Raw genomic sequence first — 20,000 nt, 5'->3', positions numbered from 1 at the left:
CTAAAAGAAAAGTTACTCTGAAGCAACTAGTAAGACGACAGCATAAGCACATATACCTTCTTCGCGTCCAACGGGGCCTAATTTTTCGTTGGTGGTAGCTTTGATGCCAATTTGATTTGGTTCTAATTCTAAAACCGCCGCTATTTTGTCGCGCATATTGTTAATATGCGGCTTTAATTTTGGGCGTTCTGCTACTACCACCGAGTCGATATTTCCCACCTGCCAGCCTCGATCCCGAATCAGTTGATGTACTTGATTTAATAGTACTAAACTATTTGCTCCTGCCCATTGGGGATCGCTAGGCGGAAAATAATGGCCAATATCACCCAAGGATAATGCCCCAAGCATGGCATCCATAATTGCGTGCGTTAACACATCAGCGTCACTGTGTCCTAATAAACCCAGTTCATGGGGAATTTTAATTCCACCTAAAATCAAAGCGCGATCGCTCACTAATTGGTGAATATCGTAGCCGTTACCAATACGAATTTTTGTCATTTGTCATTTGTCATTGGTCATTGGTCATTGGTCAGGAATTATTATTTTCTCCCCGCTCCCCCTGCTTCCCCTGCTCCCCCTGCCCCCTGCTTCCATTTCTCCAAGAGATCAGGGCGGCGATCGCGAGTTTTTTGAATTTGTTGTTCATAACGCCACCGGGCGATCGCTGCATGATTCCCACTGAGCAAGACATCAGGCACTTTCAAGCCGCGAAAATTGGCAGGACGAGTGTATTGGGGATAGTCCAACAACCCTTCCTCAAAACTTTCTGCTGTTAGCGACTCAGTTTTAGCCACTGTTCCTGGTATTAACCGCACTACGCCATTAATTAAAGCCATTGCTGGAATTTCGCCGCCAGTGAGAATAAAATCGCCTAAAGATACTTCACGAGTTACCAAATGTAACACCCTCTCATCCACTCCTTCGTAATGCCCGCAAATAACTACTAACTGGTCATAATTTGTCACCAATTCTTTCAAAAGAGGTTGATTAATCGTTTGACCCTGTGGACTCATCAAAATTACTTCTCTTCGGGGTAGAATCGGCAGCGACTCCACGGCGGTAAAAATAGGTTCTGGCTTCATTAGCATCCCCACACCGCCGCCGTAGGGTTCATCATCTACTTTTCGGTGCTTGTCAGTGGCAAAGTCTCGTGGGTTAACCAGATGCACTTCGGCAATCTGTTTAGCTAAGGCTTTACCCAGCAAACCAGAATTGAGAACAGAGTTAAAACAGTCAGGAAAAAGCGTAACTATATCAAAGCGCACAGTTATTCGTATTCGAGGACACTAATCTTAAATTTGAATGTCTAGCAAACATCAGCAAGTCAAGGTCGGGTCAAACTCCAGTTAAACTTTATCAATAGTATCTAAAACTACCAGACCTCTTGGATTTTAGATGGGATTAAAAGTTTTTCTAATTACTTAATTTATGTTTAAATGTTGTCACAACTACATTTAAATTAATAATCTTATCAAGTTAACAACTTCCAGGATGCATCGAGCCAGCCTCAGAAAAAAGCGTAGTCTTAACTGCTTGTCCTCAACCTCAAAGGGGGAGTTTAGCCCTATCAAGACTATTTTGCCCTGCTGCAAGTGGACAGGTGAAAAACAAGGCACTGGCTTTGAGGAATGGGAAGGAACACGTTTAAACTGAGGCAACGCGAGCGTTAGGCGAAAATTTGGAGAGTGGCTGACCCAGTTCCAAACTTCCGAAAAGTGTCCTCTCAAAAAAGCAAAGCGCAAAAATCATGGCTGCTTATGAACCTTGTTAAATTCACCTGAAGTTGTTGACAGGAGAAACACAATGCCGCAATTACAAGCTAAATCGCTAGAAATGAGGACACCCCAAGCAACTAAAACCGCCGTTCTGGTTATCGGAGGTGCAGAAGATAAAGTTCATGGGCGCGAAATCCTACGAACTTTTTTTGGACGCGCCGGTGCTAGTAAGGCTTATATTACAATTATTCCATCTGCCTCTCGCGAACCTGCCATCATTGGTGGTCGGTATATTCGCATTTTTGAAGAAATGGGTGCTCAGAAGGTAGAAATTTTAGATATCCGCGAACGAGAACAGTGTGAAGCCTCCCAGATCAAAGCATCCTTAGAAGCCTGTAGTGGAGTATTTTTGACAGGAGGCGACCAGCTGCGTCTTTGTGGTGTATTGGCAGATACGCCAGCAATGGAAATTATTCGTCAGCGGGTGAGGGCGGGGCAACTTACCTTAGCAGGCACCAGTGCAGGAGCGGCAGTGATGGGGCATCACATGATTGCTGGCGGCGGTAGTGGAGAGTCGCCAAATCGTTCCCTAGTTGATATGGCAACAGGTTTAGGATTTATTCCTGAAGTAATCGTTGACCAACACTTTCACAACCGTAATCGTATGGGGCGACTGATTAGTGCAATCTCAGCTCATCCCGATCGCTTAGGTATTGGCATTGACGAAGATACTTGTGCAGTGTTTGAACGTGATGGTTGGTTACAAGTTATGGGCAAAGGCAGTGTCACCATTGTTGATCCCACTGAGCTGACCCACACTAACGAACCCCATGTCGGTGCTAATGAACCGTTGACCGTGCATAACTTACGTCTCCATATCCTCAGCTATGGCGATCGCTTCCACTTGTACCAGCGCACTGTATTGCCTGCTGTACACCGTATCTCCAGCTGACGGGATAGAGTATCTGAGGTTACACTGAGTTGGCCACAAATTTTAGATTTTGGATTTTGCGTTCGCGTAGCGTGTCACAGACAAAAGTTTTAAGGAGGGTTTCCCCACCTAAAAATCTTTTCAAGACGGATTCTAGATTAAAAGAGCTTTTTGGCAGATGCCGCCAGAAAGTGGGCTAAACAAAATCTAAAAACCCTCAAGGACTCGTTAAGCCTTTGCGATCGTAAATCTAAAATTAAAAGAGCTAAGTACCCTAATTGTCTCTTTTAATCCAAAATCATAAATTTAAAATCCAAAATCGGTTGACCGCACATTTATTTCTTGTTGTAGAAAAATGATGAGAATAGTATGTAAAAAGAAAAAACTGTTTGCAACGAACAGTTTGGCGGTCAATTCCAGTAAGAAACTAGAATTTTGGTTCCGAATCTCCATCTACCTATTCCCATGAGAATCCTCAAGATCCAGACCTTACGCGGCCCAAACTATTGGAGCATTCGACGCCACAAGCTGATCGTCATGCGCCTCGATTTAGAAAACCTCGCCGAGACGCCCTCGAATGAAATCCCTGGCTTTTATGAAGGACTAGTTGAGGCGCTGCCGAGTCTGGAGGGTCATTATTGTTCTCCTGGCTGTCGTGGTGGTTTTCTGATGCGAGTCAAAGAAGGCACTATGATTGGTCATATCGTAGAACACGTAGCCCTAGAACTCCAGGAATTAGCTGGTATGCATGTTGGCTTTGGTCGCACCCGCGAAACTGCCACACCCGGAATTTACCAAGTAGTGATCGAGTATCAGAACGAGGAAGCGGGACGCTACGCTGGACGGGCAGCAGTACGGCTGTGCCAGAGTATCGTTGATCGAGGCCGTTATCCCAAGGCAGAACTAGAGCAAGATATCCAAGACCTGAAAGACTTCACCCGTGATGCTTCTTTAGGCCCTTCCACAGAAGCGATTATCAAAGAAGCAGAAAAAAGAGGTATTCCTTGGATGTCGCTAGAAGCCCGCTTTTTGATTCAGCTAGGCTACGGCGTGAACCAGAAGCGGATGCAGGCGACAATGACAGACAACACCAGCATTCTGGGTGTAGAACTAGCTTGCGATAAAGAAGCCACTAAACGCATCCTCGCTGCCGCTGGTGCGCCAGTGCCCAGAGGTACAGTGATCAACTTCTTAGACGATTTGGAACAAGCCATTGAATTCGTTGGCGGCTATCCCATCGTCATCAAGCCACTGGATGGCAATCACGGACGGGGGATTACCATTGATATTAGAACTTGGGAAGAAGCTGAAGCCGGATACGAAGCTGCCAGACAGGTTTCCCGCTCAATTATTGTCGAACGATATTACGTTGGGCGTGACCACAGGGTACTAGTGGTAAATGGCAAAGTAGTAGCAGTAGCCGAACGCGTCCCCGCTCATGTCATTGGCAACGGCAGATCCACCATCGCCGAACTAATTGAGGAAACAAACCTTGACCCAAATCGCGGTGAAGGGCATGATAACGTCCTAACCAAGATTGAGCTAGACCGCACCAGTTACCAGTTGCTAGAAAGGCAAGGCTACACCCTAAATAGCGTGCCACCCAAGGGTACTATTTGTTATCTCAGAGCAACGGCAAACTTAAGTACAGGTGGTAGTGCTGTAGACCGTACCGATGAAATTCACCCAGAAAATCTGTGGTTGGCACAACGGGTAGTCAAGATTATCGGTTTGGATATTGCTGGACTCGATATCGTCACCACGGATATTAGCCGTCCGCTGCGGGAAGTTGATGGCGTGATTGTCGAAGTTAACGCCGCTCCCGGCTTTCGAATGCACGTTGCCCCCAGCGTGGGCATCCCCCGTAACGTCGCCGGCGCAGTGATGGATATGCTGTTTCCTAACGAGCAATCTAGCCAAATTCCCATTCTCAGCATCACGGGTACTAATGGCAAAACCACCACTACTCGACTATTAGCACATATTTATAAGCAAACTGGAAAAGTAGTAGGTTATACGACTACTGATGGAACGTATATCGGTGATTACTTAGTTGAATCTGGCGATAACACAGGCCCTCAAAGCGCCCATGTCATCCTCCAAGATCCCACAGTAGAAGTAGCGGTACTAGAAACGGCTCGCGGTGGCATCCTCCGCTCTGGATTAGGCTTTGAAGCTGCAAATGTAGGGGTAGTATTAAATGTAGCCGCTGACCACTTAGGAATAGGCGATATAGAAACCATTGAGCAGTTAGCTAACCTCAAGAGCGTAGTAGCCGAAGCCGTATTCCCTGATGGCTATGCGGTACTTAACGCCGACGATCATCGCGTCGCTGCCATGTCAGAAAAAACTAAGGCTAATATTGCTTACTTCACCATGAACCCCAACTCGGAATTGGTGCGGAAGCACATCCAAAAGAGCGGAGTAGCGGCAGTGTATGAAAATGGCTATTTGTCAATTGTTAAAGGTGATTGGACACACCGGATAGAAAGAGCAGAAAATATACCTTTAACAATGGGCGGACGTGCGCCGTTTATGATTGCCAACGCTTTAGCTGCAAGTTTGGCAGCATTCGTGCAAAACGTCACAATTGAACAGATTCGTGCTGGTTTGAAGACCTTCCGGGCTTCAGTTAGTCAAACACCAGGACGGATGAATTTATTTAATTTAGGAAACTACCACGCTTTGGTAGACTATGCCCACAACGCAGCCAGTTACGAAGCTGTAGGTTCCTTTGTACGCAATTGGACTACAGGGCAACGGATTGGCGTAATTGGTGGGCCAGGCGATCGCCGCGACGAAGACTTTGTTACATTGGGCAAACTAGCAGCACAAATTTTTGATTACATCATCGTCAAAGAAGACGATGACACACGGGGACGCCTACGGGGTTCAGCCGCCCAGTTGATTATTCAAGGCATCACCCAAGTCAAGCCTGATAGCCGCTATGAATCAATTCTGGATGAAACCCAAGCCATAAATAAAGGCTTAGATATGGCTCCTGATAACAGTCTGGTGGTAATTTTGCCAGAAAGCGTTACTCGGGCTATTAAGTTGATTAAGCTGCGAGGTTTAGCGAAGGAAGAGACACACCAGCAAAATACTGGCACAACTGTTGTAGATTCCCAAAATGGCATAACATCTTCTTCTGTTGTTAATACATTGCTGTAATCAGGAATCAGGAATCAAAAGGATTTCTGTGCAACGGGACTATGACTCGTTGCTCCAACCCTCTTGATGAGAAAAACTATATTCAGAAATTTCTCATGAAAATGCATTTTCTCGTGAGTGCATTTCTCCTAAACGCCAGTTATTCCATTTGGGGAGAACCATAGACCGCACTGGCTCTTCCTGTATTCACTTTTTTTCTTATTGTTTTTCTTGTTCCGAATCGGTTTCTTCGCTGGGAGTTTTCATCTCCTCCTTAAAACCTCGTAAGGTTTTGCCCAGTGCAGTTCCCAGTTCGGGAATTTTTTTTGGCCCAAAAATGAGAACAGCGACTATGCTAATTACAGCTATTTCTGGCCATCCTAGTCCAAACATATAAATATCCTCTAAGGCATCTGTAATTAAATATAGACATTAATGGCTCAAAGCAGATGAGTCCGCCACTAATAAGTAGATGGTTGAAGGGGGCCACTGAACAGCAGTGGGAACTTAAACCATGCACTAAAACAGTCCTAACTCTAATAATTGGTTATGATCAGCATTTTCTATTCTTATTGGTGGTAAATCTGCTGGAGGTTCAACAACTAAAGGAGCATTTTCTTCAAATCTCAGTTTTGAGCTTTTGATGTAATTTTCATCAATCTCAAAAGCTAACCAGCGTCTTTGTAAAGTTTCTGCAACTCGACCTGTCATATTAGAACCAGCAAAAGGTTCTAAAACAATATCACCTGGTTCTGTACAAAGATTGATGACAAACTTTGGTAAAGCTTGAGGAAATCTTGCTGGGTGTGGCTTAAAACCTTCTTGTTTGCAACGCCTTTGGTAATAATCGTTGGAAGCGGTATTCGAGGCAGAAATCACATTTACAGGCTGGACTAAATCTTCAAATAGAGTTTCTTGTATAAAAGTCTGTTGTCCTATTTCTTCTTTGTTTGTATTACAACGCCCATCAATAATATTCGGTGGAATAGCTCCTCCCCTGTCCTTCCCAAATTTATTGGAAATGTCATGGCCTGATGGTCTAAGGTTGGGTGTATACCCATTCTTCAAAAGGTTTTTCATAGCATCACTATAAGGCTTTAAAACCCTTCGATTATTAGCTTTAGGATGCGGTTCTTTTGATAACCACCAAATTGTATTTACCGAATCTTTAACTCTTTCCCTGCGAATTGTTACCCATTCGGCAGGGGTGGGTAGTTTTGCTGGATTATACCAATACAATTCTTGTGCTAAATAAAATCCAAGTCCACCTTTTTCTTTTGGTTTACACAAGGCAACAACCAGTTCAAAATGATAAAGAGAACGGACTGGCATCCCCTTAATCCAACTGCCACCAATATCAATAACCAGTGAGCCTGTTGGTTTAAGAATACGGTAAAAGTGTGCTGCATAATCTTTAAACCATTCAACATATTCGTCAGCATCAACGTTTCCGTATTCTTTTTTACGAACTAATGCAAATGGTGGAGAGGTACAAATTAGGTCAATACTTTCGTCGAGAATACCTGCCATTAATTCTAGGCTGTTTCCCAAATAAGCAGCACCAAATTTTGTTTCGTAGTAAGGGTTACAATTAAGTCTCATCTAAACCTTGTTAGTACATTTGTACGACTTATGAATACAGTATTATTCATAAAAGCATAATTTTTCCAACTCTTAGCTATTTTTCTTGATCAATTTGCTGGATGAATAGGGCAATGTGTAAATATCTACACTCATACTAGTATTGGTGTTTTATATAAGTATGGTCGAAACAGAACTGGACACCTTGAACAAAGGGATAATCAGCGCAACTAACTTCTAATTGGATTAGTAATTGGTAAACCTAACCAATCGCTTAATTCATGAGCTAGCCATTCCAGTTCTGCTTCAGATTTAATAGCACCACTAATATCACCAAGTTGATATTTTTTTACTCCTACCCAAATATCCAATTGTGCTGGAACGGCAATTCTAGTGCCTTCAGAGTCCTTTGTAAAATGTTTTGGAATGTAAACCAACTTAGTAATACTTTTTCTTGGTGCTGCACGGGGGCGATAAAATTTCCAAGCAAACAACTCCCAGGTTATGGCAATTTCTTTGGGATTCACGCGTAAGCAGATGCGTCCAAATAAATGAAAGAGAAATTTATACACCATCATAAAGCCAGCACCCCAAAAAGGAAGTGAAAACAAGGCAAAAGGGATGTTGGCAGGAAAAGGTGTTGAGAGTGCGCTAATTGTCCAAAAAAGGACAAATGAATTCCAGGCGATCGCAAATAAACTTGTGAACACTACTGATGGATGGAAACCAGTTGGTGGAATGATAATTTCTAGAGAATCCCAATTTTTCGTTAGTTGAATTTTACTTCCGTCTGGTTTGCTGCCAACTAAAGCAGGTAAGTTTGTTGGTTGTGGTTTATCTAAAGCTGCAATCGCTTGGTCAGCAGAACTCAAACGCCGTTCTAAACTAGGTTCAATCATCCACTTTAACCAATTGCTAAAGCTGGGGCTCAGATTAGCCACTTGTTCAAATTGAATCCGAAAATCCTTTTGGGGTAAATCGGCTGGGTGAGTACCCGTCACTAAATAAATTAAGGTTGCGCCTAAACTATAAAGGTCTGATGCTGCAACAGTGCGTCCGCCAAATTGCTCTGGTGGCATATAGCCGTAGGTTCCTACCACAGTTCTTGTGCCAGTTTCGCTAGCCAGGACTGTTTGCACTGAGCCAAAATCTACCAAATAAACTTGACCGATACTATTGCCAGAACGCTCCCCTAATAAAATATTGCTAGGCTTAATATCACGGTGAATTACAGGCGGATACAGCCCATGTAGGTAAACGAGAATCTCTAAAAGTGCTTTGGCTATCTGTTTGACTTCAATTTCTGTGAAACTTCGCCCAGTTTGTAAGTATTGCTCTAAAGTTTGTGCAGGGATATAAGTTTGTACTAAAGCAAATCCTTTGATGGTTGGTAAATTTACTTCAAAGTAGTTTAAATAGCCAGGAATTGAGGGATGTGCTAAGTTTTTTAAAGTTTCGGCTTCTCGCTCAAACAACTTGAGTGAATCCCACTCAAAGTCACTACTAAAAGAAAGTAATTTGATAACGACTAATTCCTGAGTTTGCAAATCACGAGCTAATAGCGTCCGCCGCCCTGCTTTTTTTCCTAGTAGTTGCTGAACTTCGTAGCGTTCGCCTAATATTTCGCCAATCATTATGTTTTCTTATAATGCTAAGGTTGAAAAGTTTTTATAGCTTATAGCTTTTCAATTTGGCAAATCGATATCTTTAGTATAATTGCGTAGTTCTATGCCCTCCCAACTTTGGCCTTATATTACCCCTGGTATTCCTGATGAATTATTTGAACATTTGCCAGGAATTCCCATGAGTCAGCGAGAAGTTCGACTGCTATTGATTGCCCAACTGCGGCTAAAATCAGATTCTGTGTTGTGGGATATTGGCGCAGGGACGGGTACAATTCCGGTAGAGGTGGGGTTATTGTGTCCAGGTGGACAGATTATCGCCATAGAAAGAGATGAAGAAGTAGCTAATTTGATCAAGCGTAACTGCGATCGCTTTGATGTGAAAAATGTTGAAGTTGTTGAAGGCAGCGCCCCAGAGTGTTTACATGACCTCAAGGTTGCCCCTCACCGGATTTGTATCGAGGGAGGACGCCCCATTCAAGATATTCTGCAAGCCGCATGGCATTATTTGCCCCCATCCGGTCGGGTTGTAGCCACAGCTGCTAATCTAGAAAGTCTGTATGCTATTTCCCAGAGCTTTTCTCTGTTAAGGGCTAGAAATATCGAAGTTGTCCAGTCTGCGGTTAACCGCTTAGAGACGCGCGGCTTTTCTCAAAGCTTTACCGCCGTTGATCCTATTTTTATCCTCAGTGGTGAGAAACTGGATTAGGGAATGGGGCATGGGGCATAGAGCATTGGAAGAGACGGCAAGGGAAGGGAGAAAACAGAGATGAGGAAGTAGGGAGAGCAGAGAAAGCAAGGGAAAAAAGAGTAACTAATTAATTCCTCATGCCCAATGCCCCATACCCAATGCCCCATGCCCAATGCCCCATGCCCAATGCCCAGTACTTCTCTACGAGAGGCTTCGTCCTAAGCGTAGCTATGCCGTAGGCTTTACGGCGTCGCTCAGTACAAGTGCCCAATGCCCCATTCCCAATATTTAATACTTCTATGCCTTGGTCTCGGATTATTAGTGGAATTATTGCGATCGCTCTTGCTCTTTCTGCAACCCTTTTGGGGGGTTGGTACTTTACCATCATCTTTGCAGTTATCATCTTTTTGGGTCAACAGGAATATTTTAATTTAGTACGAGCCAGAGGCATCGCTCCTGCTGCTAAAACCACTATGGCTGTCAGCCAAGTTTTGCTAGTGATTTGTACCCTAGATGGCAGTTTAGCTGATGCTGTGATGCCAATAGCTGGCACACTTATTTGCTTTTACCTGCTATTTCAGCCCAAATTTGCCACGATCGCTGATGTTTCTGCTTCTATCATGGGGCTATTTTATGTAGGTTATTTACCGAGTTACTGGGTACGATTACGAGCAATTCATAGTGCTGCTTTTAGCAATATTCCTTTTGGAGGTTACTGGCCCACAACCTGGGCAGATTTCTGGGAAAAGGCAAATTCCGCTTCTTTACCACAAGGTTTTACAGTAACGCTGCTGAGTTTTTTGTGTATTTGGGCAGCTGATATCGGTGCATACACCATTGGCAAATTCTTTGGGAAAACCCGTTTGTCTGAGATTAGCCCGAAAAAAACTGTAGAAGGTGCTGTCTTTGGCATTACTTCAAGTGTTGCTGTAGCCATAGCAGGAGCCTATTATTTACACTTGCCCAGATCCCCCTTCACTGGTCTTGCATTGGGTTTGCTGATTGGCATTGCTAGTCTTTTAGGGGATCTTACCGAATCGATGCTTAAGCGGGATGCTGGAGTAAAAGATTCGGGACAGCTGATCCCCGGTCACGGTGGTATTTTAGACCGTACTGATAGTTATATTTTCACTGCTCCTTTGGTTTATTATTTTGTAACGTTGTTATTACCACTACTTAGTAGATAGGTAAGTTGGGCATGGGGCATTGGGATTAGGGGAGAGGTGACAGGTTGTAGGGAATAATCTGTAGCCTATAACCTGTCACCTGTCACCTGTAACCTATATTCTTTTCTTTACTCCCCAGTCCCATCAAGGATTAACGTTAATTTGCCCACGACACATCAACTTGCCTGGGATTAGCGTTAGTTCTTGGATATCAACATCTGAGCCAAGATCGAGATTATACTCACGATTGTTGTTTAATGTATCTTCCTGGTGGGGGTGGATTGGGATATGTACCACTTGCAACTCATGCCCACTTTGTAACTTTAAGCCCAGACAAATTTCTACAGGCGTTGTTTTACTATTGGTTACTCTTAAGCCTCGCAGTATAATTTGGTTGTTCTCAAGGATAATTTCTTGCCAACTAATTGGTTGTGACTGTGGGTAATGTGTTGGTAAAACCTTAACCAATAAATCACTCAAAGCAGTTGATAATAAATCAGATGAGAGAGAAGCATTGAGATCCTTCTCGTCTACGATTAAATCGCCAATTACTGGTACTGTTTCTAAAAGTCGCAGAGGTTTACCCTTGAGTACGGAGCCGATATTTATCCGAATATTTTCTGCTATTAATTTAATTTGTGTAATCAGGAGACCTTGATAAACTGCATGAGTAGCAAAAATAGATATTGAGGGAATGCGTCCAGAAATAAGTTGGCGATCGCTCGCTTTGATCTCCACTTCTAATTCTGATATTTGGCTGACTTGCGCTCTTAACCAGAGCTTGACTGCTGTTGTCAGTACCTGCGTAATTATGCGGATTTTATTTGCACTTGTTGTTTGGGAATTTTGCTCTGGCATCTACTAACCAATCTATGTATGAGTATTTTCTCAACAACCGAACAGAAATTAAACAAGCTTTAAATGTAACATTTATGCCTACTCGCTACAAAATGCAAATATCATTTAATTGTTAACAGTAAATAAGCAATTTCCACATGGAGGCACGGTTACAAAAAATTCTCGCTCAATGGGGTATTGCCTCACGTCGTGAAGCCGAAGAAATGATTAGGCACTCACGGGTGCGGATTAATGGAGTATTGGCACATTTGGGTCAAAAAGTTGATCCCGAAAAAGATGCGATCGCAATTGATGATAAGCCTGTATCCAAAAAGCAGCGTCCGGCTTTAATATATCTATTGCTGCACAAACCAGCAGGAGTGGTTTCGACTTGCTACGACCCTCACGGCAGACCAACAGTCTTGGATCTCCTACCGAAAGAATTACGAGAGGGTTCAGGTATTCACCCAGTTGGGCGTTTAGATGCAGACTCCACAGGAGCATTAATCCTGACCAATGACGGAGAACTGACATTTGGATTAACCCATCCCCGCCACAGTATTTCCAAGACATATCATGTTTTGGTCAAAGGACATCCTTCAGAAAAAGTACTACAAATGTGGCGTCAGGGTGTGATGTTGGAGGGTAGAAAAACCAGGGCGGCTAAAGTACATCTAATAGAATGTCGTGCCGAGCAAAGCTTTTTAGAAATAGTGTTGCAGGAGGGAAGAAATCGCCAAATTCGCCGTATAGCTCAACAGTTAGGATACCCAGTAATCAAGCTGCATCGAGTTGCTATCGGCTCAATTCAATTACAAACTCCAAAAGACCCCTTATTGTCAGAGGGTAAATATCGTTCCCTCAAAGATCATGAAATTCGCTTTTTGCAAGATCAGATAACGCGACCTATTAAAGAATCAGCGGAGTTAAGGAGTGTCAGTAGGCATGAAATGGCTAAGAAAGAAGAAGAATAATCACCAGCCATCACTTTCATTAGAGGAACAACGAGCCGAAAAGTTGGCAGAATTAGGCGCTCAACTTTGGGCATTGCGGCAAGAACAGGGCCTATCTCTAGAGCAAGTGGTTGTATTAACCAGAATTCCCCGGCGATTATTGCAGGCGATCGAAGAAGGTAATTTAAACGATCTGCCAGAACCAGTCTATATACAAGGTTTGCTCAGGCAATTTGCCGATGCACTAGGCTTGAATGGAGTAGAATTTTCGGGCACTTTTCCGATCAGTTCTGCACAAGTGAACCCTCAAAGTATGGGGAATCATTCACCCCTTGCTCAACTACGTCCGATTCATCTTTACTTTCTTTACATATTACTAATAGTATGCTCAGTAAATGGTTTATCTCAGTTATTAAATAATGTTGTACTACAAGCAAGTAATAGCCAAAACCAGCCATATCCAAAACAAAAATCCATTGTTAAACCAGAGATAGCCCAAATAAAAGAATCGGTGGAGGTTCAATCAGTTAACGATACCCTTAGCGCCGTCCAACAGGGAAAGGCTGTACAGATTGGTGTCACTTTGAAAGCGTCATCTTGGATTCGCGTAGTAGCCGATGGCAAAACCGAGTTTGAAGGTATTCTCCCAGAGGGAACTCACCGGATTTGGAAAGCCCAAGAGCAACTCACTGTGAAAACTGATAATGCTGGTGGCGTGTTAATGAGCATCAATCAAGAAAAAGCCAAGGAAATGGGAGAACCGGGGAAAGAGGAAGAAGTTAGGATTGCTGCAAAACCTAAATTTTAAAATATAAGGCATTGGGAAGAGGCAGAGGGGCACAAAGCTTAGAGCAGGGGGAAAAGAGAAAACTTTCTCCCCTGCCCCCCTACCTTATTGTCCTTCCGGGGCGCGTCCATTGAGCCTGGTAAGAACTTTTAAGCGATCGCCTAATTCCTCTCTCAGCGCTGCTGCTTGATAGCGCCACTCCCAGTTACCCTCAGCAACACTGGGAAAATTCATCCGCGCTTCGTTTCCTAATCCCAAAATATCTTGCAAGGGAATAATCGCTTGGTTAGCTATGGAACTCAAAGCTAGGCGAATTAAATCCCAGTGGATGCCTTCAGGACTAACACAACCTAAATAAAGCAACAGGTTTTGCTTTTCGTAGTCGCTGGCTGAATTAAACCAGCCTACAGTTGTGTCGTTATCGTGAGTGCCGGTATAAACTACAGCATTTCGTGGGTAATTGAATGGTAAAAACGGATTACCGGGATCAGAACCGAAGGCAAACTGTAAAACCTTCATCCCCGGAAATTCATACTTGTCTCGTAGTGCTTCTACTTCTGGTGTAATTACTCCTAAATCTTCCGCCAAGACGGGTAGCTTGCCCAACTTCTCCCTAATCGCTTCAAAAAAAGCGTCTCCAGGCGCTTCCACCCATTTACCATTCATGGCAGTTTCTTCGCCTTGGGATACTGACCAATAAGCTTCAAAGCCCCGGAAGTGGTCAATGCGAATTATATCTACATAATCCAGCATTGCCTCAAAGCGTTGCACCCACCATTTAAAGTCTTGTTTTTGTAATTCCTCCCAGTTATAAACCGGGTTGCCCCACAATTGACCGGTGGCGCTAAAGTAATCTGGTGGAACTCCTGCCATTTGGGCGGCAACTCCTGTCTCTTCGTCTAAGCAAAAGATGTCGGGATGCGCCCACACGTCGGCACTATCATGAGATACGTAGATGGGGATATCGCCGATAATGTCAATACCGCGCATGTTGGCGTAGCTTTTTAGCTCTGACCACTGCCGGAAAAACTCAAATTGGACGAACTTGTAATAAAAAATCTCCCCATTAAGCCGATCCTTTACCTGAGCTAATGCTTCGGATTCGCGCTTGACAAATTCTGGCTCCCATGTATGCCAGCTTGCATTTTCGTGGGCATCTTTCAGCGCCATAAATAAGGCGTAATTATCTAGCCAATAGGCTTTACTGTCGCAAAAACCTGCAAACTCGTTTTTTTGGATGTCCGTAGCATTTGCTTTAAAGTTTTCACAGGCTTTTTTCAGAAGCTCAATTTTAATCGGCACAACTTGGTCGAAGTCTACCTTTTCTACCGGAAATCCTGGTAAATTAGCAAAGTCTTCTTCAGTGAGCAAACCCTCATCTCGCAGTTTTTCTGGGCTAACCAACAGGGGATTTCCCGCCATTGCTGAGTAGCACATATAGGGGGAATTGCCGTATCCAGTGGGCCCTAAGGGTAAAACTTGCCAATATTGTTGATGGGTATCTTTAAGAAAATCGATGAAGCGATAGGCTTCTAAGCCTAAATCTCCAACGCCAAATCGGCTGGGAAAGGAGGTAGGATGCAGCAAAATACCACTGGATCTAGGAAAGGGCATATTTAACCTGAATTATGAGAGGGAGCAATTATCTGATGGACACGCTATGCGATCGCCCAAGGGGCAGTGGCAAAGCCAATCGCATCGAATTTATCACGGAACAGTATTTGCAAGGTAAATCAAGTAAACTCATTTTTGTCCTTAGTCATTTGTCCTTTGCTCTTGACTAATGAACAATGACCAATGACTAATGACTAAATAATTATGACTTACCGAAATCCTGCACCAACAGTTGATATCATCATTGAACTAGTAGATCGACCTCATCGGCCAATAGTGTTAATTGAAAGACATAATCTACCCTTAGGTTGGGCTATTCCTGGTGGTTTTGTAGATTATGGGGAAACGGTGGAAGTGGCGGCCCGACGGGAAGCTGAAGAAGAGACGGGTTTGCAGGTAGAGTTAGTTGAACAATTACTGGTGTATTCTGATCCCAATCGCGATCCGCGTCAGCATACGATTAGCATTGTGTTTTTGGCGACAGCTACGGGGGAACCAAAGGCTGGGGATGATGCCAAGGGTGTAGGCATTTTTGAATATTGGCGTGTGCCTGGTAATTTATGTTTTGACCACGATCGCATTCTGCGCGATTATTGGCGGTTTCGGCATTATGGGATACGTCCAAGGTTGGGGTAAGAGAGACGAACCGCAGAGGCGCAGAGAGCGCAGAGAGAAGAGGGGAGAGGAATATCTGTGACACAAAGTTTTTGTGATTATACTGTGTCAGTGGTATTTAAAGTTGCATTATGGACGCTGAGGAACTTTTAGAGAAATACGCAGCAGGACAACGGAAATTTCATTCAGCAAATCTTCAAGGAGTAGACCTCACAAGCAAAGATTTGAGTGAGATAGATTTATATAAAGGAAATTTAAATGGAGCAGACTTAAGTGAAGCAACTCTGACCAAAGCTAATCTTTGGGAAGCAAGCCTCTCTAGAGCATCCCTAAGATGTACAAATTTAATGTGGATGCAAGGTGGATCAATTAATTTAAGTTGGGCAGACCTTAGCGGTTCGGACTTAAGTTATGCAAACTTGAAAGCTGCAAATCTGACTAAAGCAGACTTGACTAAAGCAAACTTTACTCAGGTAGAGCTAACTGGAGTAAATTTTCAAGGTGCAAATCTCCATAAAGCTATACTCCGGGGAGTTAGTTTGGAGAAATGTAATTTGTCAGGAATGAATCTAGCTGAGGCTAATTTAGTTGGGGTATACCGGGACAAGCCAATCTCAAAAACGCCTGTCTAAAAGAAGCAAATCTAGAAAGAGCCTGTCTTTCAGATACAAATTTGATAATGGCAAATCTTGATGGTGCAAATCTGAAGAAGGCAAATTTAATTGGAGCAAATATCTATGGGGCAACCTTTAAAGATGCAGACCTAACTGGTGCGATAATGCCAGATGGAGAAGTCTACAAACCGATCGCTTCTGAAGTGGAAATCGGTAAACAAGAAACATCGTTAGAGAAAGTAATATCTATGACTCGTAAAGTAATTAATACTGATAACGCACCCGCACCAGTCGGCCCTTATAATCAAGCGATCGCAGCTTCTGGTCAATTTATATTCGTGGCTGGACAAATTGCCATTGATCCCCGCCTTGGTGATGTCGTTTACACTGATGATGTCAAAAAGCAAACCGAGCAGGTATTAGCTAATCTTGAAGCCATCCTCACAGCATCTGGTGCGACTTTTCAAGATGTAGTGAAAACCACTGTATTTTTAGCTGATATGAATGATTTTGCAGCCATGAATGCCGTTTATGCTAAATATTTTCCAGAAGATACAGCCCCAGCACGGGCTTGTGTGCAGGTATCACGCTTACCTAAAGATGTGTTGGTAGAAATTGATGCGATCGCTGTAGTTAGCGGTTAGTAGCAATACACTCATAAAAGAAGCCTACAATACAAACAAACTAGGCTTTATTATTGACTTTTCTTCTTAAAAGCTATACATCTTTTTTAGGGGTTAATTAAAATTAATTAGCAAAAAAACTGAGAAAACTTCCTAATGGAGAGTTGCAAATGAGTGTTAGGAAAAAGAGTTTATTGGGTGCTGGTGCGGCATTTGCAGTGCTTACAGGTTTAGTAGTCAGCACAGTAGGGGCTATGCAGGCAACGATCGCCAACCCCACTACTAATCAACAGACACCACGCTTACTTACTCAACGGCAGAAGACTTTAACAATAGTTTTTCCCAGTCGTGCTGATTCTACAGACTTGCAAAATAAGGCAAATGCAGTAGGAGCTTTTTTATCGAAAGAGTTAGGAATTCCAGTCGTTGCCCAAGTTGGTGATGATACAGCTGCTGTGGAAGCTTTAAGAGCAAATCGGGCTGATGTCGCTTTTTTAAGTAGCCGTCCGGCTTTGAAAGCAAAACAATTAGCAAACGCTAGCTTGTATCTAGCCGAAGTTCGTCCTACTTATTCTGGAAGATACACCTATAGCTCAACATTTGTTGTTCCCAAGAATAGTCCCCTAAAAACTCAAAATTCACCTAAAGCCACTTTAGAACAACTGCGGGGCAAGAAAATGGCTTTTACTTCCCCTACTTCTGGCTCTGGGTTTATTATCCCTGTCGCTGAGTTGGTCAAACAAAAATTTGTACCCAACCGCGATCGCTTAGATGGTTTCTTTGGTCAAATTTCTTACGGCGGTAATTACAGCAAAGCCTTGCAAGCAGTTGTGCGCGGTCAAGCTGATGTAGCTGTTGTCTCAGAATATGCTCTGAATCCACCTTATATCACCGCCGAAGAGAAGAGTCAGTTACGGGTTCTGCACAAAATTACTGGTGTACCTGCCCACGGTATTGCCATTGATGATGATGTTCCAGCCCCAACACGCGAAAAAATCATCAACGCCTTACTAAAATTAAATAAGTCGGAAAATAATAAATTGTTAAGCGACTTGTATAATTCCACAGAATTAGTGCCAATTAACCACGATCGTCACTTAGCAGTTATGCGTGACGCTCTGCAAGTTGCTGGCATTGAACCATAATTTAGTTAACAGTTATTCAGTGAACATTTTGAATAACTGTTAGCAGATGTTTTAAAAATGGTCGGCTGTAATTTTAGGCATTTCTAGATCCCCCCTAACCCCCCTTGAAAAGGGGGGAACCAGAATCAAAGTCCCCCTTTTCAAGGAGGATTTAGGGGGATCTAAAACGTTTTGCTACCGACCAAAGAACTTTTAAAACATCCTCTTAGCAGATAAATAAATTTCTATGAATGATTATGTTATTGAGTGTCATAACCTAGAAACAGCTTATGCTGCATCTCTGAATCGTCCTATTCTTAACGGGATTAATTGCCAGATTAAACGCGGTGAATTTGTCGTTTTGCTGGGGCTAAACGGTGCTGGTAAGTCTACATTACTACGATCGCTAGTTGGACTAGTACCATCAGCCAGAGGAGAAATCATCGTCAATAATGTTGAGATGAATCCCCGAACACTGCCAAAAATTCGGCGCGATGTTGGTATGTTATTTCAAGGTGGCGGATTGATTCGGCAGTTATCAGCACTAGAAAATGTCTTGTGCGGATGCCTTGGTAAAAGAACAACTTGGCAAACACTGTTGGGATTTTCCAAACGCGATCGCATATTGGCACTAAATTTATTAGAACAGTTAGGACTCTTAGAGTTAGCTTTTCAAAAAACCAGTCAATTAAGTGGTGGACAGCAACAACGAGTAGCGATCGCCCGGACTTTAATTCAATCACCACAAATTCTCTTAGTCGATGAACCCATCACAGGCTTAGATGTTGTGGCATCGCAACAAGTGATGGAAACTCTATCCCAATTGCACACTCAGCAAGGCATGACTATTGTCGCAGTTTTGCACGATTTGGGAATTGCAGAAAAATACGCAGGGCAAGCGATCGTCTTAGATGCTGGACGCGTCATTTACCAAGGGCTTTGTGACAACTTACAAGCTAAATTTGCTCAAGTTTCCGCTTGAGTGGGATTTGATTTAATACAATATGAGTTCCTTTTTTAAGTTACAGCAGTTTGCAAGTAACTGAGATACCAAATGCAGAAACTAAAATCAGACCAGACATAAACAGTTTCTAACTCCTGCCTCCTGCCTCCAAACCCGTAGTTTTGTACTTCATGCAAAAGAAAACTGCTATAAAACGCTTAGGCTTCTACCCTTGGCTGAGTTCTCTACTCATCTTATTAATTGTCGTAGTAGTTTATGGTTGGGCTTTGCGAGGACTCAAACTCGATTTTGAACTGCTGCGTTCTAGCTGGCCATACATCACCGATTTTATCACTCGGTTATTTCCTCCCGATTGGAAAGTTTTAGATATTGCAGTTAAGGCACTAATTGAAACTGTACAGATGTCTTTATGGGGAACTACCATTGGAGCCATTCTTTCTGTACCGATTGCTATAGCTAGTGCCAGCAACATTGCGCCTGGGTGGTTGCGATCGCTAGCTAATTTACTGCAAAATACTGTGCGTTCTGTCCCCTCAATTATTCTGGGGCTAATTTTTGTTGCCGCCACTGGCTTAGGCGCACCAGCAGGAACTTTAGCTTTGGGAATCTACACCATCGGCTACCTTGCCAAATTTTATCAACAGGCAATTGAAGCGGTTGATCCGCGTTCTCTTGAATCCTTGCAAGTTATCGGAGCCTCCAAGCTACAGATTGCTCAATACGGCATTCTCCCGCAAGTGTTACCTCTGGGATTGGGTTACACCTTTTGGATGTTTGAGTACAACATCCGTGCTGCTTCTGTTTTGGGTGTAGTTGGTGCAGGTGGTATTGGCTTTCAGTTAAAAAGTTACATCGACGGGTTCGAGTACACCAAAGCAACAACCATGATGTTAGTGCTTTTGGTAGTCGTCACTGTAATTGATGCTTTTAGTAGCAAATTACGTCATCGACTCGATTCTATGTAACGAATTCTGGCGGTAGCCTATCTTAAAAACTAATGCAATCGCTTCTAC

20 protein-coding genes are annotated in these 20,000 nt (G+C 43.3%); 13 read left to right on the top strand and 7 right to left on the bottom strand.

The window, feature by feature from the left end; genetic code table 11:
* Positions 1-12: 12 nt before the first annotated feature.
* Positions 13-498 (bottom strand): 2-C-methyl-D-erythritol 2,4-cyclodiphosphate synthase, encoded by a 486-nt coding sequence (ispF, locus tag H6G97_RS00320; RefSeq protein WP_190938768.1) that lies wholly within the window; start codon positions 496-498, stop codon positions 13-15.
* A 41-nt stretch (positions 499-539) separates the two neighbouring features.
* On the bottom strand, positions 540-1,265 hold the full coding sequence (trmD, locus tag H6G97_RS00315) for a tRNA (guanosine(37)-N1)-methyltransferase TrmD (RefSeq protein ID WP_190938767.1): 726 nt from the start codon (positions 1,263-1,265) through the stop codon (positions 540-542).
* 538 nt (positions 1,266-1,803) lie between these two features.
* On the opposite strand from trmD, the gene H6G97_RS00310 reads away from it, so the two are divergent.
* Together H6G97_RS00310 and cphA are read left to right on the top strand one after the other, a co-directional pair.
* On the top strand, positions 1,804-2,667 hold the full coding sequence (locus H6G97_RS00310; protein ID WP_069072616.1) for a cyanophycinase: 864 nt from the start codon (positions 1,804-1,806) through the stop codon (positions 2,665-2,667).
* 444 nt (positions 2,668-3,111) lie between these two features.
* On the top strand, positions 3,112-5,817 hold the full coding sequence (gene cphA / locus H6G97_RS00305; RefSeq protein ID WP_190938900.1) for a cyanophycin synthetase: 2,706 nt from the start codon (positions 3,112-3,114) through the stop codon (positions 5,815-5,817).
* Between the two features lie 198 nt (positions 5,818-6,015).
* On the opposite strand, the gene tatA is transcribed toward cphA, so the two are convergent.
* The 3 genes from tatA to H6G97_RS00290 form a co-directional block, all read right to left on the bottom strand.
* Positions 6,016-6,189, bottom strand: a complete 174-nt coding sequence (gene tatA / locus H6G97_RS00300; RefSeq protein ID WP_190938766.1) for a twin-arginine translocase TatA/TatE family subunit — start codon at positions 6,187-6,189, stop codon at positions 6,016-6,018.
* A gap of 126 nt (positions 6,190-6,315) precedes the next feature.
* Positions 6,316-7,398 (bottom strand): DNA-methyltransferase, encoded by a 1,083-nt coding sequence (locus H6G97_RS00295; protein WP_190938765.1) that lies wholly within the window; start codon positions 7,396-7,398, stop codon positions 6,316-6,318.
* A 209-nt stretch (positions 7,399-7,607) separates the two neighbouring features.
* Positions 7,608-9,011, bottom strand: a complete 1,404-nt coding sequence (locus H6G97_RS00290) for a serine/threonine protein kinase (protein WP_190938764.1) — start codon at positions 9,009-9,011, stop codon at positions 7,608-7,610.
* 94 nt (positions 9,012-9,105) lie between these two features.
* On the opposite strand from H6G97_RS00290, the gene cbiT reads away from it, so the two are divergent.
* Positions 9,106-9,708 carry a precorrin-6Y C5,15-methyltransferase subunit CbiT gene (gene cbiT / locus H6G97_RS00285; protein WP_190938763.1) on the top strand — a complete coding sequence of 201 codons (603 nt, stop codon included), beginning with the start codon at positions 9,106-9,108 and terminating at the stop codon, positions 9,706-9,708.
* A 281-nt stretch (positions 9,709-9,989) separates the two neighbouring features.
* Positions 9,990-10,877 carry a phosphatidate cytidylyltransferase gene (locus H6G97_RS00280; protein ID WP_190938762.1) on the top strand — a complete coding sequence of 296 codons (888 nt, stop codon included), beginning with the start codon at positions 9,990-9,992 and terminating at the stop codon, positions 10,875-10,877.
* Between the two features lie 123 nt (positions 10,878-11,000).
* Here the strand turns inward: H6G97_RS00280 and H6G97_RS00275 are convergent, their stop codons facing one another.
* Positions 11,001-11,714 carry an LmeA family phospholipid-binding protein gene (locus H6G97_RS00275; RefSeq protein WP_190938761.1) on the bottom strand — a complete coding sequence of 238 codons (714 nt, stop codon included), beginning with the start codon at positions 11,712-11,714 and terminating at the stop codon, positions 11,001-11,003.
* 137 nt (positions 11,715-11,851) lie between these two features.
* Between H6G97_RS00275 and H6G97_RS00270 the strand changes: the two genes are divergently transcribed.
* Both H6G97_RS00270 and H6G97_RS00265 read left to right on the top strand, forming a co-directional pair.
* Entirely contained in the window at positions 11,852-12,667 is an 816-nt protein-coding gene (locus H6G97_RS00270) for a pseudouridine synthase (protein WP_190938760.1), read from the top strand.
* Positions 12,639-13,454 (top strand): helix-turn-helix domain-containing protein, encoded by an 816-nt coding sequence (locus H6G97_RS00265; protein ID WP_190938759.1) that lies wholly within the window; start codon positions 12,639-12,641, stop codon positions 13,452-13,454. Before H6G97_RS00270 ends, H6G97_RS00265 begins: the two co-directional genes overlap by 29 nt.
* Positions 13,455-13,538: 84 nt before the next feature.
* Here H6G97_RS00265 and malQ read toward each other — a convergent pair whose 3' ends face one another.
* Positions 13,539-15,047: a 4-alpha-glucanotransferase gene (gene malQ, locus H6G97_RS00260; protein WP_190938758.1), complete on the bottom strand. Its 1,509-nt coding sequence runs from the start codon at positions 15,045-15,047 to the stop codon at positions 13,539-13,541.
* A 35-nt stretch (positions 15,048-15,082) separates the two neighbouring features.
* Here malQ and H6G97_RS54630 point away from each other — a divergent pair, with 35 nt between their 5' ends.
* The 7 genes from H6G97_RS54630 to phnE all read left to right on the top strand — a co-directional run bounded on the left by H6G97_RS54630 (position 15,083) and on the right by phnE (position 19,952).
* Positions 15,083-15,217, top strand: coding sequence for a hypothetical protein (locus H6G97_RS54630; protein ID WP_277883233.1), 135 nt, complete (start codon positions 15,083-15,085; stop codon positions 15,215-15,217).
* Between the two features lie 34 nt (positions 15,218-15,251).
* On the top strand, positions 15,252-15,683 hold the full coding sequence (locus tag H6G97_RS00255) for an NUDIX domain-containing protein (RefSeq protein WP_190938757.1): 432 nt from the start codon (positions 15,252-15,254) through the stop codon (positions 15,681-15,683).
* Positions 15,684-15,793: 110 nt separating this feature from the next.
* Positions 15,794-16,294, top strand: coding sequence for a pentapeptide repeat-containing protein (locus H6G97_RS55815; protein ID WP_190938756.1), 501 nt, complete (start codon positions 15,794-15,796; stop codon positions 16,292-16,294).
* Positions 16,258-16,920, top strand: coding sequence for a Rid family detoxifying hydrolase (locus H6G97_RS55810; RefSeq protein ID WP_422394149.1), 663 nt, complete (start codon positions 16,258-16,260; stop codon positions 16,918-16,920). The genes H6G97_RS55815 and H6G97_RS55810 overlap by 37 nt, the downstream gene beginning before the upstream one ends.
* 149 nt (positions 16,921-17,069) lie before the next feature.
* On the top strand, positions 17,070-18,044 hold the full coding sequence (locus tag H6G97_RS00235; RefSeq protein WP_190938754.1) for a phosphate/phosphite/phosphonate ABC transporter substrate-binding protein: 975 nt from the start codon (positions 17,070-17,072) through the stop codon (positions 18,042-18,044).
* A gap of 226 nt (positions 18,045-18,270) precedes the next feature.
* Positions 18,271-19,005 carry a phosphonate ABC transporter ATP-binding protein gene (locus H6G97_RS00230; protein ID WP_190938753.1) on the top strand — a complete coding sequence of 245 codons (735 nt, stop codon included), beginning with the start codon at positions 18,271-18,273 and terminating at the stop codon, positions 19,003-19,005.
* A gap of 152 nt (positions 19,006-19,157) precedes the next feature.
* Positions 19,158-19,952, top strand: coding sequence for a phosphonate ABC transporter, permease protein PhnE (gene phnE / locus H6G97_RS00225; protein WP_190938752.1), 795 nt, complete (start codon positions 19,158-19,160; stop codon positions 19,950-19,952).
* The last annotated feature ends 48 nt before the right edge of the window (positions 19,953-20,000 follow it).

It is taken from the genome of Nostoc flagelliforme FACHB-838 (assembly GCF_014698065.1).
Taxonomy (GTDB): domain Bacteria; phylum Cyanobacteriota; class Cyanobacteriia; order Cyanobacteriales; family Nostocaceae; genus Nostoc; species Nostoc flagelliforme_B.
This window is presented reverse-complemented; position numbering and strand designations above follow the sequence as displayed.

Excerpts from the sequence above, each read along its gene's own strand:
- phnE (WP_190938752.1), top strand. The coding sequence starts at position 19,158 with ATGCAAAAGAAAACTGCTATAAAACGCTTAGGCTTCTACCCTTGGCTG.
- malQ (WP_190938758.1), bottom strand. The coding sequence starts at position 15,047 with ATGCCCTTTCCTAGATCCAGTGGTATTTTGCTGCATCCTACCTCCTTT.
- H6G97_RS00295 (WP_190938765.1), bottom strand. The coding sequence starts at position 7,398 with ATGAGACTTAATTGTAACCCTTACTACGAAACAAAATTTGGTGCTGCT.
- H6G97_RS55815 (WP_190938756.1), top strand. The coding sequence starts at position 15,794 with ATGGACGCTGAGGAACTTTTAGAGAAATACGCAGCAGGACAACGGAAA.
- H6G97_RS00290 (WP_190938764.1), bottom strand. The coding sequence starts at position 9,011 with ATGATTGGCGAAATATTAGGCGAACGCTACGAAGTTCAGCAACTACTA.
- H6G97_RS00255 (WP_190938757.1), top strand. The coding sequence starts at position 15,252 with ATGACTTACCGAAATCCTGCACCAACAGTTGATATCATCATTGAACTA.
- tatA (WP_190938766.1), bottom strand. The coding sequence starts at position 6,189 with ATGTTTGGACTAGGATGGCCAGAAATAGCTGTAATTAGCATAGTCGCT.
- H6G97_RS54630 (WP_277883233.1), top strand. The coding sequence starts at position 15,083 with ATGGACACGCTATGCGATCGCCCAAGGGGCAGTGGCAAAGCCAATCGC.
- H6G97_RS00265 (WP_190938759.1), top strand. The coding sequence starts at position 12,639 with ATGAAATGGCTAAGAAAGAAGAAGAATAATCACCAGCCATCACTTTCA.
- cbiT (WP_190938763.1), top strand. The coding sequence starts at position 9,106 with ATGCCCTCCCAACTTTGGCCTTATATTACCCCTGGTATTCCTGATGAA.
- H6G97_RS00275 (WP_190938761.1), bottom strand. The coding sequence starts at position 11,714 with ATGCCAGAGCAAAATTCCCAAACAACAAGTGCAAATAAAATCCGCATA.
- H6G97_RS00230 (WP_190938753.1), top strand. The coding sequence starts at position 18,271 with ATGAATGATTATGTTATTGAGTGTCATAACCTAGAAACAGCTTATGCT.
- cphA (WP_190938900.1), top strand. The coding sequence starts at position 3,112 with ATGAGAATCCTCAAGATCCAGACCTTACGCGGCCCAAACTATTGGAGC.
- H6G97_RS00310 (WP_069072616.1), top strand. The coding sequence starts at position 1,804 with ATGCCGCAATTACAAGCTAAATCGCTAGAAATGAGGACACCCCAAGCA.
- ispF (WP_190938768.1), bottom strand. The coding sequence starts at position 498 with ATGACAAAAATTCGTATTGGTAACGGCTACGATATTCACCAATTAGTG.
- H6G97_RS00235 (WP_190938754.1), top strand. The coding sequence starts at position 17,070 with ATGAGTGTTAGGAAAAAGAGTTTATTGGGTGCTGGTGCGGCATTTGCA.
- H6G97_RS00280 (WP_190938762.1), top strand. The coding sequence starts at position 9,990 with ATGCCTTGGTCTCGGATTATTAGTGGAATTATTGCGATCGCTCTTGCT.
- H6G97_RS00270 (WP_190938760.1), top strand. The coding sequence starts at position 11,852 with ATGGAGGCACGGTTACAAAAAATTCTCGCTCAATGGGGTATTGCCTCA.